The organism is Pseudomonas sp. Gutcm_11s (assembly GCF_028649395.1).
Taxonomy (GTDB): Bacteria; Pseudomonadota; Gammaproteobacteria; order Pseudomonadales; family Pseudomonadaceae; genus Aquipseudomonas.
Map to the genome: position 1 here is coordinate 70,503 of NZ_JAQSUW010000012.1, position 14,043 is coordinate 84,545.

The following is a 14,043-nucleotide window of genomic DNA, read 5'->3' on the forward strand; positions in this document are numbered from 1 at the left end:
CATCAGTATTCGGATTCGGGCAGGCTGGCCAGGATGTGCCGGTAGCTGGCCATGCGCTGTGGCTGGATGCGGCCATCTTCGAGCGCCTGCAGCAGGGCGCAGCCGGGCTCGCGGTCGTGCTTGCAGTCGCGGAAGCGGCAGGTGCCGAGCAGGTCGCGGAACTCGATGAAGCCGGCTTCCACGTCGTCACGGCTGACATGCACCAGGCCGAATTCGCGGATGCCGGGGGAGTCGATCAGCTCGCCGCCACCCGGGAAGTGGAACAGCCGTGCGGTGGTGGTGGTGTGGGTGCCCTTGCCGGTGACTTCCGACAGGTCGCCGACGCGGGTATCCACGCCCGGCAGCAGGCTGTTGACCAGCGACGACTTGCCCACGCCGGACTGGCCGACGAAGACGCTGACGTGCCCGTCCAGCCTGCCCTGTAGCAGTTCCATGCCGCCGCCATGATGCGCCGAGACTTCCAGCATCTCGTAGCCGAGTTGGCGATAGGTGGTCAGCAGGTTGTTCACGTGCGTGCCGTTTTCCTCATCGATCAGGTCGGCCTTGTTCAGCAGCAGCAGCGGGCGAATGCCGGCATGCTCGGCGGCGATCAGGTAACGGTCGATCAGGTTGGCGTGCGGGTGCGGCAGCGGGGCGAAGACGATGACGATCTGGTCGACGTTGGCCGCTACCGGCTTGAGCAGGCCGCGCATGTCCGGGCGGCACAGTTCGGTGTTACGCGGCAGCTGAGCGACGATCACGCCGTGGCCCTGGTTGCCGGAGCGCCACACCACCTTGTCGCCGGTGACCAGCGCCGGCAGGTTGGCGCGCAGATGGCAGCGCTGTACCTGGCCGGCCAGCTCGCCTTCCAGTGCTTCGACCTCGACCTGTACGCCGAAGTGGGCAATCACCAGGCCGGTCTGTTCCGGGCCCAGGTCGCCGCCTTCCAGCTCCTCGAGCAGGCGTGACTCACGCTTGGCCGCGCGAGCGGCGCGCTCTTCCTGGACTTTCTCGATGCGCCAGTTCTGGCGGCGGGTCAGTTGGCGTTTGGCCATGGCCTTTCCGATGAATAAGAAAACGGCGGCGAGTTTAGCACGGGCTCCGACTGGCCCCGGCCTCGGCCTGCTGGTACAACAGGCGCCATGCTCGAACTCCTGCGCTCCCGTTACCCCGCCGTTCTCGCCCTGCTGGCCCAGTTGCTGGCCGTGCTGGTGATCGCCCTGCTGCTGTTCGCTTCGGTGCGCTTGGCTGGCTGGCGGCCGACCCTGTGGCAGGCGGCGCTGGCGCAAGGCGTGCTGGCCGCTGGCTTGGGCCGCTGGCTGGGGCTGCGCAGTTGGTGGCTGGCGCTGAACCTGGCCTTTGTACCCGGTTTGCTGGCGCTGCAGAGCCGACAGTGGCCGGCCTGGTGGTTTTTTGCGGCCTTCCTGCTGCTCCTGTTGATCAACTGGAACAGCTTCCGCGAGCGGGTACCGCTATACCTCAGTGGCGCCCGCACTCGCCAGCGCCTGAGCGAGCGCCTGGCGGGGCTGTCGGCGGATTTCCGCTTCGTCGACCTGGGGTGCGGCCTGGGCGGTACCCTGGTGCAGTTGGCGCGAGATTATCCACAGGCGCGCCTGTCCGGGGTCGAGACGGCGCCGCTGGTGTTCCTACTGGCCTGGCTGCGCTGCCTGCCCTATAGCAACTGCCGGGTGCGCTACCGCAGCCTGTGGGCTGAACCGCTGGGCGATTACGACGTGGTCTATTGCTTTCTCTCGCCGGCGCCCATGGCCGAGCTGTGGGTCAAGGCGCGCCGGGAGATGCGCCCTGGCGCGCTGCTGGTCAGCAACAGCTTCGAGATTCCGGATGTGCCGGCCGGCGAGATCATCGAGTTGAACGACTGGCGTGATTCACGCCTGCTGTTCTGGCAGCTGTGAGCGGCTAAACTGGCGCCAATCTAGAAGGAGCCGAACTCATGTCGCAGAACCCCAACAACCTGATCTGGATCGACCTGGAAATGACCGGGCTGGAGCCGGAGCAGGACGTGATCATCGAGATCGCCACCATCGTCACCGACAGCGAGCTGAACATCCTCGCCGAAGGCCCGGTGATTGCCGTGCATCAGAGCGATGCGGTGCTGGCCGGCATGGACGAGTGGAATACCCGCACCCATGGCGACAGCGGCCTGACCCAGCGCGTACGCGACAGCAAGATCGACACCGCCGCCGCCGAGGCGCAGACCATCGCCTTCCTCGAGCAGTGGGTGCCCAAGGGCAAGTCGCCGATCTGCGGTAACAGCATCGGCCAGGATCGCCGCTTCCTCTACAAGTACATGCAGAACCTGGAAGCCTACTTCCACTACCGCTACCTGGACGTGTCGACCCTGAAGATCCTCGCCGGCATGTGGGCGCCGCAGGTCAAGGACTCGTTCCAGAAGCAGGGCACCCACCAGGCGCTGGACGATATCCGCGAGTCCATCGCGGAGCTCAAGCACTACCGTCAGCACTTCCTCAAGGTCTGACCTCGAACGAAAAGGCCCGCCTAGTGCGGGCCTTTTTCATGCTGCCGGGCTAGCGCCCAGGCCACGTGCTCGCGTACCAGCTCCGATGGGTAGTCGCGGCGCGCCTCCAGCGCTTGCAGCACCGGAATGGTCGGCGGCGCGTTGCCCAGGCCCACGGCCAGGTTGCGCAACCAGCGTTCGTAGCCGGCGCGGCGCAGCGGCGAGCCCTCGGTGCGGCTCAGGAACTCTTCTTCGCTCCACAGGAACAGCTCGACCAGGCCGCCGCTGTCCAGGCCGTGACGCGGCTGGAAATCACCCTGCTCGGTGGGGCGGGCGAAGCGGTTCCACGGGCAGACGATCTGGCAGTCGTCACAGCCGAATACGCGGTTGCCGATCGGTGCGCGCAGCTCCTCGGGAATCGGGCCCTTGAGTTCGATGGTCAGGTAGGAGATGCAGCGCCGCGCGTCCAGCACATAGGGGCCGACGAAGGCGTTGGTCGGGCAGATGTCCAGGCAGGCGCTGCAGCGCCCGCAGTGCTCGGTTGCATGTGGCTGGTCTACCGGCAGGGGGATGTCGACGAACAGCTCGCCGAGGAAGAACCAGCTGCCGGCCTTGCGGTTGAGTACCAGGGTGTTCTTGCCGATCCAGCCGAGCCCGGCTTTTTCCGCAATGGCCTTCTCCAGCACTGGTGCGCTGTCGACGAAGGCGCGATGGCCGAATGGGCCGATGGCCGCCTGGATGCGTTCGGCCAGCTGCTGCAGGCGTTTGCGCACCAGCTTGTGGTAGTCGCGGCCCAGTGCGTAGCGCGACACATAGGCGCTCTCCGGCTCGGCCAGGCGCTGGGCCATCTGCGTGTCGCCGGGCAGGTAGTCCATGCGCAGCGACACCACGCGCAGGGTGCCGGGCACCAGTTCGTCGGGGTGCGAGCGCTTGCTGCCATGGGCGGCCATGTAGTCCATCTCGCCCTGGTAGCCGGCATCCAGCCAGCGCTGCAGATGTTGTTCGTGCTCGCCCAGCTCCACGTCGGCGATGCCGACCTGCTGGAAGCCCAGCTCGCGCCCCCAGTCCTTGATGGACTGTGCCAGTTGAGCGAGGTCGAGGTTCGAATCGGGCATGACGGGACGGCAGGGCAGGGGAGATGGGTATAATTCTGCCAGACCTCGCTCGAATCGCCGAACATGCCCGCCAATCACGACCTGCCCCTTCCTCTATATAGCGCCGCTCAGGTGCGCGAACTGGATGCCCGACTGATCGCCGCCGGCATGCCTGGCTTCGAGCTGATGCAGCGCGCCGCCCATGCCGCCTGGCGCGCGCTGCGCCAGCGCTGGCCGCAGGCTGGTGTGCTCACGGTGCTGGCCGGCGCCGGCAATAACGCTGGCGACGGCTACCTGGTCGCCGAGCTGGCGCACAAGGCCGGCTGGGCAGTGCGCGTGCTGGCGGTCGGCGCGCCGGAACAGCTGAAAGGCGATGCCGCCAGCGCATACGCGGCAGCCCTGGCGGCTGGCGTGGCCGTCGAGGCCTGGAGCGAGGATGCCGAACTGCGCGGCGTGCTGGTCGATGCGCTGCTCGGCACCGGATTGCAGGGCCAGTTGCGCCCTGCCTATGCCGCCGCCGTCGAGGCAATCAACGCATCTGGCCTGCCGGTGCTGGCGGTAGATATCCCCACTGGCGTGAGCGCCGACACCGGTTGCGTCGCCGAGCTGGCGGTGCGCGCCGACGTCACCGTGACCTTCATTGGTCTGAAGCTCGGATTGTTCACCGGAGATGCGCCGGACTGGGTCGGCGAGCTGGTGTTCGATGACCTGCAGGCTGATCCAGTCGTGGTCGCGCAGCAGCCTTGCCAGGTCCAGCGCCTGGCTGGTGCTGCCGTGCCGCAACTGGCGCCGCGCGCGCGTACTGCGCACAAGGGCAGCTTCGGCCATGTGCTGGTGATCGGCGGCGACCGTGGCTTCGGTGGCGCGGCGCTGCTCAGTGCAGAGAGCGCTCTGCGCGCCGGTGCGGGCCTGGTGTCGCTGGCGACGCGCCCGGAACACCTGGGCGCCAGCCTGGCGCGCCTGCCTGAGGTGATGTGCCAGCCCACCGAATCCACTTATCAACTACCCGGCCTGTGCGAGCACGCCGATGTGCTGGTGGCGGGGCCTGGTCTCGGCCAGCGAAGCTGGGGGCGCAGCCTGCTGAGCGTGGCGCTGGCCAGTGGGCGGCCGCAGGTATGGGACGCCGATGCACTCAACCTGCTGGCGGCGGGTATCGTCGAGTTGCCTGGTGACAGCGTGATCACCCCGCACCCGGGCGAAGCCGCACGTTTGCTCGGCATCGCCACCGCAGAGGTGCAAGCCGACCGCCCAGCAGCGGCCCTGGCGCTGGCGCGTAAATACCAGGCGGTGGTGGTGCTCAAGGGCGCCGGTAGCCTGGTGGCTGCGCCGGATGGCCGCCTGCTGCTGTGCGACCTCGGCCATCCAGCCATGGCTACCGCCGGCCTCGGCGACGTGCTCGCCGGCCTGATCGGTGCCTTGCGCGCCCAGGGCCTGGATGCCTTCGATGCTGCTGCGCTAGGCGTTTGGCTGCATGCGGGTGCCGGTCAGCGTGAGGGCGCTCTGGGCCGCGGGTTGGCAGCCAGCGATCTGATTCCGGCCATTCGTCAGCTATTACAGGAGCATGCACCGTGTCTCAGGTAACCCCGTCGAAGGCGACCCCGCCTGAAGTAACCCTCTATGCCGAAGGCGAAGACGCCATGTATGCACTGGGTGTGCGCATCGCCCAGGCGACCGGCGGTCGCGGGGTGATCTACCTGCACGGTGACCTGGGCGCCGGCAAAACCACCCTGTCGCGCGGCATTCTGCGTGGTCTGGGGCATGTCGGCGCGGTGAAGAGTCCGACCTTCACCCTGGTCGAGCCCTACGAGTTGGGCGAGGTGCGCGTGTTCCACTTCGACCTGTACCGCCTGGCCGATCCGGAGGAGCTGGAGTTCCTCGGCATCCGCGACTACTTCGAGGGTGACGCCCTGTGTCTGATCGAGTGGCCGCAGCGCGGCGCCGGCGTTTTGCCAAAGGCGGACCTGGACATTACCATTAGCCCGCAAGGAGTCGGTCGCGCGCTGCAGTTGCAGCCACATGGCGCGCGGGCCGAGGCGTGGTGTGCTGCCTTATAAGAGTTTAAGAAAGAAGATGGGGAAGGCTATGCGCATGCGGGCGCTGTTGGGTGGTGTGGGGCTATTGTTGGCGACCTTGGGCGCCGACGTGTTGGCCGCCGCCACGGAAATCCGCAGTGTGCGCCTGTGGCGTGCTCCGGATAACACGCGCCTGGTCTTCGACCTGTCCGGGCCGGTGCAGCACAGCGTGTTCACCCTGGCTGCGCCCAATCGCATCGTCATCGACGTCAACGGCGCCCAGCTGTCTACCAAGCTGGATCAGCTGTCGCTGAGCAACACACCGATCACCGGCGTGCGCGCCGCGCAGCGCTCGCCGACCGACCTGCGCCTGGTCCTCGACCTGTCCGCCGTGGTCACGCCGAAGAGCTTCACCCTGGCACCCAACCAGCAGTATGGCCACCGCCTGGTAGTCGATCTGTTCGACCAGGAATCCGCCGCGCCGGGCGCGCCCCAGGCTCCGCAGGTCACTCAGCCGCCTGTCGGTACTACGCCGCCGGTACCGGTGATTGCCGCCCCCGGCACTGCGCCAGCCAAGCTGCCGCCAGTACCGGGCGGCAAACGCGACATCGTGGTCGCCATCGACGCCGGTCACGGCGGCGAGGACCCGGGTGCCCTCGGCCCTGGCCGCAAGATCTTCGAGAAGAACGTGACCCTGGCCATTGCCAGGGAGCTGCAGCGCCAGATCAATGCCGAAAAGGGCTTCCGCGGCGAGTTGGTGCGGACCGGCGATTACTTCATCCCGCTGCGCAAACGCACCGAGATCGCCCGCAAGAAGGGCGCCGACCTGTTCGTCTCCATCCACGCCGACGCCGCACCGCGTGCCGCCGCCTTTGGCGCCTCGGTGTACGCCCTGTCCGAGCGTGGCGCGACTTCCGAGACCGCGCGCTGGCTGGCCGACGCCGAGAACCAGTCCGACCTGATCGGTGGTGCCGGCAACGTCAGCCTGGATGACAAGGACCGCATGCTCGCCGGCGTGCTGCTCGACCTGTCGATGACCGCCTCGCTGTCGTCCAGCCTCAACGTCGGGCAGAAGGTGCTGAGCAACATGGGCCACATCACCCCGTTGCACAAACGCCGCGTCGAGCAGGCCGGTTTCATGGTGCTGAAGTCGCCGGACATCCCCTCGATCCTGGTGGAGACCGGTTTCATCTCCAACCCCAACGAGGCGCAGAAGCTGTCCACCCTCGGCCACCAGCAGGCCCTGGCGCGCTCGATCACCTCCGGCGTGCGGCAGTTCTTCCAGCAGAATCCGCCGCCCGGCACCTACATCGCCATGCTGCGTGACTCCGGCAAGATCGCCGCCGGCCCACGCGAGCACGTGGTCACCTCCGGCGAGAGCCTGGCGCTGATCGCCCAGCGCTACCAGGTCAGCCTGTCCGCGCTGCGCAGCGCCAACTCGCTGAAGAGCGACACCATCAAGGTCGGCCAGACCCTGAGCATTCCGGCGACCGCCCTGGCGGCGCAGCCATGAGTGAGGCGCGTCGCATCCAGTTGCTGAGTCCGCGGCTGGCCAACCAGATCGCCGCCGGTGAGGTGGTCGAGCGCCCGGCCTCGGTGGCCAAGGAACTGCTGGAGAACAGCCTGGACGCCGGCGCCCGCCGCGTCGACGTCGAGGTCGAGCAGGGTGGCATCAAGCTGCTGCGCATCCGCGACGACGGCGGCGGTATTGCCGCCGACGACCTGCCGCTGGCCCTGGCCCGCCACGCCACCAGCAAGATCCGCGAGCTGGAAGACCTGGAAGCGGTGGCCAGCCTCGGTTTCCGTGGCGAGGCGCTGGCCTCGATCAGCTCCGTCGCGCGCCTGACCATGACCTCGCGCACCGCCGATGCCGAACAGGCCTGGCAGGTGGAGACCGAGGGTCGCGACATGGAGGCCCGGGTGCAGCCCGCGGCGCACCCGGTCGGCACCTCGGTGGAGGTGCGCGACCTGTTCTTCAATACCCCGGCGCGCCGCAAGTTCCTGCGCGCCGAGAAGACCGAATTCGATCACCTGCAGGAAGTCATCAAGCGCTTGGCCCTGGCGCGCTTCGACGTGGCCTTCCACCTGCGCCACAACGGCAAGACGGTGTTCGCCCTGCACGAAGCGCCGGACGCCATCAGTCGCGCGCGCCGTGTGGCCAGCGTCTGCGGTCCGGCCTTCCTCGAACAGGCCCTGCCGATCGAGGTGGAGCGCAGCGGCCTGCGCCTGTGGGGTTGGGTCGGTCTGCCGACCTTCTCGCGCAGCCAGGCGGACCTGCAGTATTTCTACGTCAACGGCCGCATGGTGCGCGACAAACTGGTCGCCCACGCCGTGCGCCAGGCCTACCGCGACGTGCTGTTCAACGGTCGTCACCCGACCTTCGTGCTGTTCCTCGAGATCGATCCGGGCGTGGTCGATGTCAACGTGCACCCGACCAAGCACGAGGTGCGCTTCCGCGACAGCCGCATGGTCCACGACTTCCTCTATGGCACCCTGCACCGGGCGCTTGGTGAGGTAAGGCCGGAAGACCAGTTGGCGGCGCCGGCGGCGGTGGGGCAGATCGTCCGCCCGACGGGGCTGGCGGCTGGCGAGTTCGGCCCGCAGGCAGAGATGGGCCTGGCGGCCCAGGTGCTGGAGCAGCCGGTGACCCAGGGATCGGTCTGGAGTTCGCCTGGCGCCGGTTACCAGGCACCCCGCCCGCAATCCGCGATTCCTCAGGCGGAGGCTCAGGGCGCCTATCGCGAGTACTTTTCGCCGTTGCCCGAGTCGCCTGCTCCGGCCGGATTACCGCAGACCCAGGGCGATATCCCGCCGCTGGGCTATGCCCTGGCGCAGCTCAAGGGTGTGTACATCCTCGCCGAGAATGCCCAGGGCATGGTGCTGGTGGACATGCACGCGGCTCATGAGCGCATCACTTACGAGCGGCTCAAGACCGCCATGGCCAGCGAAGGCCTGCGCGGCCAGCCGCTGCTGGTGCCCGAGTCCATCGCCCTGAGCCAGCGCGAGGCCGATTGTGCTGAGGAACATGCTCAGTGGTTCCAGCGCCTGGGCTTCGAGCTGCAGCGTCTGGGCGAGGAGAGCCTGGCGATCCGCCAGATCCCGGCCCTGCTCAAGCAGGCAGAGGCCACGCAGTTGGTGCGCGACGTGCTCGCCGACCTGTTGGAGTACGGTACCAGCGACCGCATCCAGGCCCATCTCAACGAACTGCTGGCGACCATGGCCTGTCACGGCGCGGTACGCGCCAACCGGCGCCTGACCCTGCCGGAGATGAACGCCCTGCTGCGCGATATGGAACACACCGAACGCAGTGGCCAGTGCAACCACGGCCGTCCGACCTGGACCCAGCTCGGCATGGACGATCTGGACAAGCTGTTCCTGCGCGGGCGCTGAGGTCGCGATTCCATCATGAGCGATCGCCTGCCTCCCGCCATCTTCCTGATGGGGCCCACTGCTTCCGGTAAGACCGACCTAGCGCTGGCGCTGGCCGATGCGCTGCCCTGCGAGCTGATCAGTGTCGACTCGGCGCTGATCTATCGCGGCATGGACATCGGTACGGCCAAGCCGGACAAGGCCACGCTGGCGCGTTATCCACACCGTCTGGTGGATATCCGAGACCCGGCCGAGAGCTATTCGGCGGCAGAGTTCCGCGCCGATGCCCTGGCGGCCATGGCTGAGATCACCTCTCGCGGCCGCATTCCCCTGCTGGTCGGCGGCACCATGCTTTATTACAAGGCATTGCTGGAAGGGCTGGCAGATATGCCCAGTGCCGATCCAGCGGTGCGTGCCGAACTGGAAGTCTGGGCGGCGGCGGAGGGCTGGGAGGCGCTGCATCGCGAGCTGGCGCGCGTCGATCCTGAGTCGGCGGCGCGCATTCATCCCAACGATCCGCAGCGCCTGACCCGGGCGCTCGAAGTGCAGCGTGTCAGCGGTCTGAGCATGACCGAGCATCGCAAGCGCCAAACGGCTCAAAATAGCGGCTCGGAGGCGCCTGGCGCGGGGCATTTGCCTTATACTGTGGCGCAATTTGCCATCGCCCCCGAGCAGCGTCAGGTCCTGCACGAGCGGATCGCTCGCCGATTTCACCTGATGTTGGAACAGGGCTTTGTCGAAGAGGTCGAAGCGTTGCGTATGCGGGGTGACCTGCATGCGGGGCTGCCATCGATCCGCGCAGTGGGCTATCGCCAGGTATGGGATTACCTGGAAGGTCGCCTGAGCCGCGAGGAAATGGCGGAGCGCGGCATTATCGCCACGCGTCAGTTGGCCAAGCGCCAGTTCACCTGGCTGCGCAGCTGGGAAAGTCTGCACTGGCTGGATAGCCTGGCGAGTGACAATCTACCTCGTGCCTTGAAATACCTGGAGGCGGTCTCCATATTGTGATGAGACCCGCCTATTCGCCGTCTATCCTTGCTTGAAAGGTTGTTACGGCATAAAGCCATATTGGCGTTACTACTATTTGACCCTGAAGGAGTGCGGCACATGTCAAAAGGGCATTCGCTACAAGACCCTTACCTGAATACCCTGCGTAAGGAACGCGTACCGGTTTCCATCTATCTGGTTAACGGTATCAAGCTGCAAGGACAGATCGAATCCTTCGACCAGTTCGTGATTTTGCTGAAAAACACTGTCAGCCAGATGGTCTACAAGCACGCCATTTCCACCGTGGTGCCGAGCCGCCCAGTGCGCCTGCCGAGTGCGACCGAAGGCGAGCAGGTCGAGCCGGGCAACGCCTGATAGGAGCCTGACTTGTTCTTCGAGCGTCACGGCGGCGGTGAGCGAGCGATCCTCGTTCACCTGGAAGGCAGTAACCCCGAGGCGGCCGAAGATCCGCAGGAATTCCAGGATCTGGCCCTGTCGGCCGGTGCGGACACGGTGGCTTTGGTCACCGTGTCTCGCCACATGCCCACGGCCAAGTTCCTGATCGGTAGCGGCAAGGTCGAAGAGTTACGCGACCTGGTCAAGGAAGCCGAAGCCGAACTGGTCATCTTCAACCATACCCTCACGCCCAGTCAGGAGCGCAACCTCGAGCGCGTCTTCGAGTGTCGCGTGCTTGATCGTACCGGCCTGATTCTCGATATCTTCGCCCAGCGTGCCCGTACCCACGAAGGCAAGCTGCAGGTCGAACTCGCTCAGCTGGACCACATGAGCACGCGCCTGGTGCGTGGCTGGACCCACCTCGAGCGGCAGAAGGGCGGTATCGGCCTGCGCGGCCCGGGTGAAACCCAGCTGGAAACCGACCGCCGCCTGCTGCGTGTGCGTATTCGCCAGATCAAGCAGAAGCTGGAGAAGGTCCGTAGCCAGCGCGAGCAGGCCCGTCGCGGCCGCCGTCGTGCGGATATCCCCTCGGTTTCCCTGGTCGGCTACACCAACGCCGGCAAATCTACCCTGTTCAACGCCCTGACCACTTCCGAGGTCTACGCGGCCGACCAGCTGTTCGCCACCCTCGATCCGACCCTGCGTCGCCTGGAGCTGGACGATCTGGGGCCGGTGGTGCTGGCCGATACCGTGGGCTTCATTCGTCATCTGCCGCACAAGCTGGTGGAGGCGTTCCGTGCCACTCTGGAAGAGTCGAGCAATTCCGATCTGTTGCTGCACGTGATCGACTCGCACGAGCCGGAGCGCGACCAGCAGATCGAGCAGGTCATGGCGGTGCTCGGTGAGATCGGTGCCAACGAGTTGCCGATGCTCGAGGTGTACAACAAGATCGATCTGGTCGAAGGCGTCGAGCCGCAGATCCAGCGCGACGGTGACGGCAAGCCCGAGCGGGTGTGGCTGTCCGCCCGCGATGGTCGGGGCCTGGAGCTGTTGCGCCAGGCGGTGGCCGAGTTGCTCGGCGAGGACATGTTTGTCGGTACCCTGCGTCTGCCGCAGCGCCTTGGGCGCTTGCGTGCACAGTTCTTCGCCCTCAACGCGGTGCAGAACGAGGCGCACGATGAAGCCGGGGATACCCTGCTTGCCATTCGTCTGCCGCGCGCCGAGCTCAACCGGCTGGTCAGTCGCGAAGGGTTGGCGCCGCAGGACTTTCTTGAGCAACACACTTTGCAATAAAGCCTGAGCCGTGCTTTTTGCGGCGGCTCGGGCGCTTTCGGTAGCATGGGCGGCGCGCCGTGGGCGCGTCTTTGCTTTATCAGATGGAGAGCGCTATGGCTTGGAATGAGCCGGGTGGCAACTCGAACAACCAGGATCCCTGGGGCGGCCGCAAAGGCGGTGGACGCCAGGGCCCGCCTGACCTCGACGAAGCCTTCCGCAAGCTGCAGGAGAGCCTGAACGGCATCTTCGGTGGCGGTAAGAAACGTGATGGCGGAAGCCAGGGCGGTGGCTGGGGTTTGCTCGGCATCGGCGTGGCACTGCTGTTCGCAGTCTGGCTGTGGAACGCGATCTACATCGTCGATGCCCAGGAGCAGGCGGTGATCCTGCAACTCGGCAAGTACGACAGAACCGTCGAGCAGGGTCTGAACATCTATTTCCCGCCGCTCGAGAAGAAGTTCCAGGAGAACGTCACTCGCGAGCGCTCCTTCTCCAAGGAAGGGCAGATGCTCACCGAAGACGAGAACATCGTCGAAGTGCCGCTCACCGTGCAGTACAAGATCAGCAACCTCAAGGACTTCGTGCTCAACGTCGATGCACCTGAGGTCAGCCTGCAGCACGCCACCGAGAGTGCCCTGCGCCATGTCGCCGGTTCCACTTCGATGGACGAGGTAATCACCCTCGGTCGTGAACAGATGGGTCTGGAGGTGAGCAAGCGCCTGCAGAGCTTCCTCAACGATTACGGTACCGGCATCACTGTCACCCAGGTCAACATCCAGCGCGCCACGGCTCCGGCCGAGGTCAAGGATGCCTTCGATGACGTGATTCGTGCCCGTGAAGACGAGCAGCGCGAGAAGAACCAGGCCGAGACCTACGCCAATGGCGTGGTGCCGGAAGCCCGCGGTCAGGCCCAGCGCATCATCGAAGATGCCAATGGCTACCGCGACGAAGTGGTCGCTCGCTCTCAGGGTGAGGCGGATCGCTTCACCAAGCTGGTGGCCGAGTACCGCAAGGCGCCCGAGGTAACTCGCCAGCGTCTGTATCTGGACACCATGCAACAGGTCTTCAGCAGTACTAGCAAGGTCCTGGTGACCGGCAAGGAAGGGCAGAACAACCTGCTGTACCTGCCGCTGGACAAGATGATCGACAGTCGCGGCAACGGCGGTAGCAACGCGGCGAGCATTCCGAGCGCCAGCGGCGACTCCGCTGCCCGCAGCATCAACAACGTCGAGCGTGGCGACCTGCGTTCTAGGGAGAGCCGCTGATGAGCAATAAATCGCTGTTTGCCCTGATCGCCGGGGTAATCGTCGCGGTGCTGGCCTGGAACAGCCTGTACATCGTCACCCAGACCGAAAGGGCTGTCCTGCTGCGCTTCGGTAAGATCCAGAACCCGAACGTTGAGCCTGGCTTGCACGTGAAGATTCCGGTGATGAACCAGGTTCGCAAGTTCGACGCGCGCCTGCTGACTCTGGAATCGCCGATCCAGCGCGTGCTGACCCTGGAGAAGAAGGCGGTGATGGTCGATGCCTACGCCAAGTGGAAGGTGGCTGACGCCCAGCGTTACTACACCGCTACTTCGGGCATTCGCCAGATCGCCGACGACCGTCTGTCCCAGCGTCTGATTACCGCCCTGGCCAACCAGTTTGGTACCCGCACCCTGCACGAGGTGGTGTCCGGCGAGCGTGATGCGCTGATGGCTGCCATCACCAAGTCGCTGAACACCATGGCGCAGAAGGAACTCGGCATCGAGGTGGTGGACGTTCGCGTCAAGGCCATCGACCTGCCGAAAGAGGTCTACCGCAGCGTGTTCGATCGCATGAGTTCGGAGCGTGAGCGTGAGGCCCGCGAGCACCGCGCCAAGGGCCGCGAGCTGGCCGAAGGTATTCGCGCCGATGCCGACCGGCAGAAGCGTGTGATCCTCGCCGAGGCGTATCGCGAGGCCGAGGAGATCCGCGGTGATGGCGACGCCAAGTCGGCCGCCATCTACGCAGCCGCTTATGGTCAGGACGCCGAGTTCTACTCGTTCTACCGTAGCCTGGGTGCCTACCGCGACAGCTTCTCGAGCAAGAGCGATGTGCTGGTGCTGGATCCGGATAGCGAGTTCTTCCGCTATCTGCAGCAGCCCAAGCCCTGATGCAGCCACTCCGGCGTGGCCGTTCGGCCGCGTCGGGGTGACCTCCGGGGAAAACGTGTTATCATGGGTCAGCCGGGAAAAATCCCGGCTTTTTTGCGTCTGGGAATCATGTGGCAGGAACTTGGCATCGCCTTTTGTCTGATGTTGGTGCTGGAAGGCATCCTGCCCTTCCTCTATCCGCGACGTTGGCGCGGAGCGATCTCGCAGCTGATACAGCTGCCTGACCGTCAGCTGCGCATCATGGGGCTGGCCAGCATGCTGCTGGGGACCACCCTCCTGTATCTGCTTCACTGAAGGCTTGCCGCCCGTACCGAGAGGGGAATG

General features: G+C 65.8%; 14 protein-coding genes. 12 read left to right on the top strand and 2 right to left on the bottom strand.

The window, feature by feature from the left end; genetic code table 11:
- Positions 1 to 2 precede the first annotated feature (2 nt).
- Positions 3 to 1,034: a small ribosomal subunit biogenesis GTPase RsgA gene (gene rsgA, locus PTT45_RS09255; RefSeq protein ID WP_273812876.1), complete on the bottom strand. Its 1,032-nt coding sequence runs from the start codon at positions 1,032 to 1,034 to the stop codon at positions 3 to 5.
- Positions 1,035 to 1,121: 87 nt separating this feature from the next.
- Between rsgA and PTT45_RS09260 the strand changes: the two genes are divergently transcribed.
- Entirely contained in the window at positions 1,122 to 1,892 is a 771-nt protein-coding gene (locus PTT45_RS09260) for a class I SAM-dependent methyltransferase (RefSeq protein ID WP_273812878.1), read from the top strand.
- A 38-nt stretch (positions 1,893 to 1,930) separates the two neighbouring features.
- On the top strand, positions 1,931 to 2,476 hold the full coding sequence (gene orn, locus PTT45_RS09265) for an oligoribonuclease (RefSeq protein WP_273812879.1): 546 nt from the start codon (positions 1,931 to 1,933) through the stop codon (positions 2,474 to 2,476).
- 20 nt (positions 2,477 to 2,496) lie between these two features.
- On the opposite strand, the gene queG is transcribed toward orn, so the two are convergent.
- A complete protein-coding gene (queG, locus tag PTT45_RS09270) occupies positions 2,497 to 3,570 on the bottom strand; it encodes a tRNA epoxyqueuosine(34) reductase QueG (protein ID WP_273812880.1) in 1,074 nt (357 codons plus the stop codon).
- A gap of 63 nt (positions 3,571 to 3,633) precedes the next feature.
- Here queG and PTT45_RS09275 point away from each other — a divergent pair, with 63 nt between their 5' ends.
- The 10 genes from PTT45_RS09275 to PTT45_RS09320 all read left to right on the top strand — a co-directional run bounded on the left by PTT45_RS09275 (position 3,634) and on the right by PTT45_RS09320 (position 14,013).
- Entirely contained in the window at positions 3,634 to 5,130 is a 1,497-nt protein-coding gene (locus tag PTT45_RS09275; RefSeq protein ID WP_273812881.1) for an NAD(P)H-hydrate dehydratase, read from the top strand.
- Between the two features lie 56 nt (positions 5,131 to 5,186).
- Positions 5,187 to 5,603 carry a tRNA (adenosine(37)-N6)-threonylcarbamoyltransferase complex ATPase subunit type 1 TsaE gene (gene tsaE / locus PTT45_RS09280; RefSeq protein ID WP_273813013.1) on the top strand — a complete coding sequence of 139 codons (417 nt, stop codon included), beginning with the start codon at positions 5,187 to 5,189 and terminating at the stop codon, positions 5,601 to 5,603.
- 16 nt (positions 5,604 to 5,619) lie between these two features.
- On the top strand, positions 5,620 to 7,074 hold the full coding sequence (locus tag PTT45_RS09285; protein WP_273812882.1) for an N-acetylmuramoyl-L-alanine amidase: 1,455 nt from the start codon (positions 5,620 to 5,622) through the stop codon (positions 7,072 to 7,074).
- Positions 7,071 to 8,951 carry a DNA mismatch repair endonuclease MutL gene (gene mutL, locus PTT45_RS09290; RefSeq protein ID WP_273812884.1) on the top strand — a complete coding sequence of 627 codons (1,881 nt, stop codon included), beginning with the start codon at positions 7,071 to 7,073 and terminating at the stop codon, positions 8,949 to 8,951. Before PTT45_RS09285 ends, mutL begins: the two co-directional genes overlap by 4 nt.
- A gap of 15 nt (positions 8,952 to 8,966) precedes the next feature.
- Positions 8,967 to 9,938, top strand: a complete 972-nt coding sequence (gene miaA / locus PTT45_RS09295; RefSeq protein ID WP_273812886.1) for a tRNA (adenosine(37)-N6)-dimethylallyltransferase MiaA — start codon at positions 8,967 to 8,969, stop codon at positions 9,936 to 9,938.
- A 99-nt stretch (positions 9,939 to 10,037) separates the two neighbouring features.
- Positions 10,038 to 10,292: an RNA chaperone Hfq gene (gene hfq / locus PTT45_RS09300; RefSeq protein ID WP_021701802.1), complete on the top strand. Its 255-nt coding sequence runs from the start codon at positions 10,038 to 10,040 to the stop codon at positions 10,290 to 10,292.
- A 12-nt stretch (positions 10,293 to 10,304) separates the two neighbouring features.
- A complete protein-coding gene (gene hflX / locus PTT45_RS09305) occupies positions 10,305 to 11,606 on the top strand; it encodes a ribosome rescue GTPase HflX (protein ID WP_273812894.1) in 1,302 nt (433 codons plus the stop codon).
- Positions 11,607 to 11,701: 95 nt separating this feature from the next.
- Positions 11,702 to 12,850 (top strand): FtsH protease activity modulator HflK, encoded by a 1,149-nt coding sequence (gene hflK / locus PTT45_RS09310; RefSeq protein WP_273812895.1) that lies wholly within the window; start codon positions 11,702 to 11,704, stop codon positions 12,848 to 12,850.
- A complete protein-coding gene (hflC, locus tag PTT45_RS09315; protein ID WP_273812896.1) occupies positions 12,850 to 13,719 on the top strand; it encodes a protease modulator HflC in 870 nt (289 codons plus the stop codon). Before hflK ends, hflC begins: the two co-directional genes overlap by 1 nt.
- 108 nt (positions 13,720 to 13,827) lie before the next feature.
- Complete coding sequence (locus PTT45_RS09320; protein ID WP_273813014.1) at positions 13,828 to 14,013, top strand: DUF2065 domain-containing protein; 186 nt, start codon at positions 13,828 to 13,830, stop codon at positions 14,011 to 14,013.
- Positions 14,014 to 14,043 lie beyond the last annotated feature (30 nt).

What these genes read in the sequence shown, in the direction of transcription:
- mutL (WP_273812884.1), top strand. Translation starts at nt 7,071, where the DNA reads ATGAGTGAGGCGCGTCGCATCCAGTTGCTGAGTCCGCGGCTGGCCAAC.
- orn (WP_273812879.1), top strand. Translation starts at nt 1,931, where the DNA reads ATGTCGCAGAACCCCAACAACCTGATCTGGATCGACCTGGAAATGACC.
- PTT45_RS09285 (WP_273812882.1), top strand. Translation starts at nt 5,620, where the DNA reads ATGGGGAAGGCTATGCGCATGCGGGCGCTGTTGGGTGGTGTGGGGCTA.
- PTT45_RS09275 (WP_273812881.1), top strand. Translation starts at nt 3,634, where the DNA reads ATGCCCGCCAATCACGACCTGCCCCTTCCTCTATATAGCGCCGCTCAG.
- queG (WP_273812880.1), bottom strand. Translation starts at nt 3,570, where the DNA reads ATGCCCGATTCGAACCTCGACCTCGCTCAACTGGCACAGTCCATCAAG.
- miaA (WP_273812886.1), top strand. Translation starts at nt 8,967, where the DNA reads ATGAGCGATCGCCTGCCTCCCGCCATCTTCCTGATGGGGCCCACTGCT.
- hflC (WP_273812896.1), top strand. Translation starts at nt 12,850, where the DNA reads ATGAGCAATAAATCGCTGTTTGCCCTGATCGCCGGGGTAATCGTCGCG.
- tsaE (WP_273813013.1), top strand. Translation starts at nt 5,187, where the DNA reads ATGTATGCACTGGGTGTGCGCATCGCCCAGGCGACCGGCGGTCGCGGG.
- hfq (WP_021701802.1), top strand. Translation starts at nt 10,038, where the DNA reads ATGTCAAAAGGGCATTCGCTACAAGACCCTTACCTGAATACCCTGCGT.
- PTT45_RS09320 (WP_273813014.1), top strand. Translation starts at nt 13,828, where the DNA reads ATGTGGCAGGAACTTGGCATCGCCTTTTGTCTGATGTTGGTGCTGGAA.
- PTT45_RS09260 (WP_273812878.1), top strand. Translation starts at nt 1,122, where the DNA reads ATGCTCGAACTCCTGCGCTCCCGTTACCCCGCCGTTCTCGCCCTGCTG.
- hflK (WP_273812895.1), top strand. Translation starts at nt 11,702, where the DNA reads ATGGCTTGGAATGAGCCGGGTGGCAACTCGAACAACCAGGATCCCTGG.
- rsgA (WP_273812876.1), bottom strand. Translation starts at nt 1,034, where the DNA reads ATGGCCAAACGCCAACTGACCCGCCGCCAGAACTGGCGCATCGAGAAA.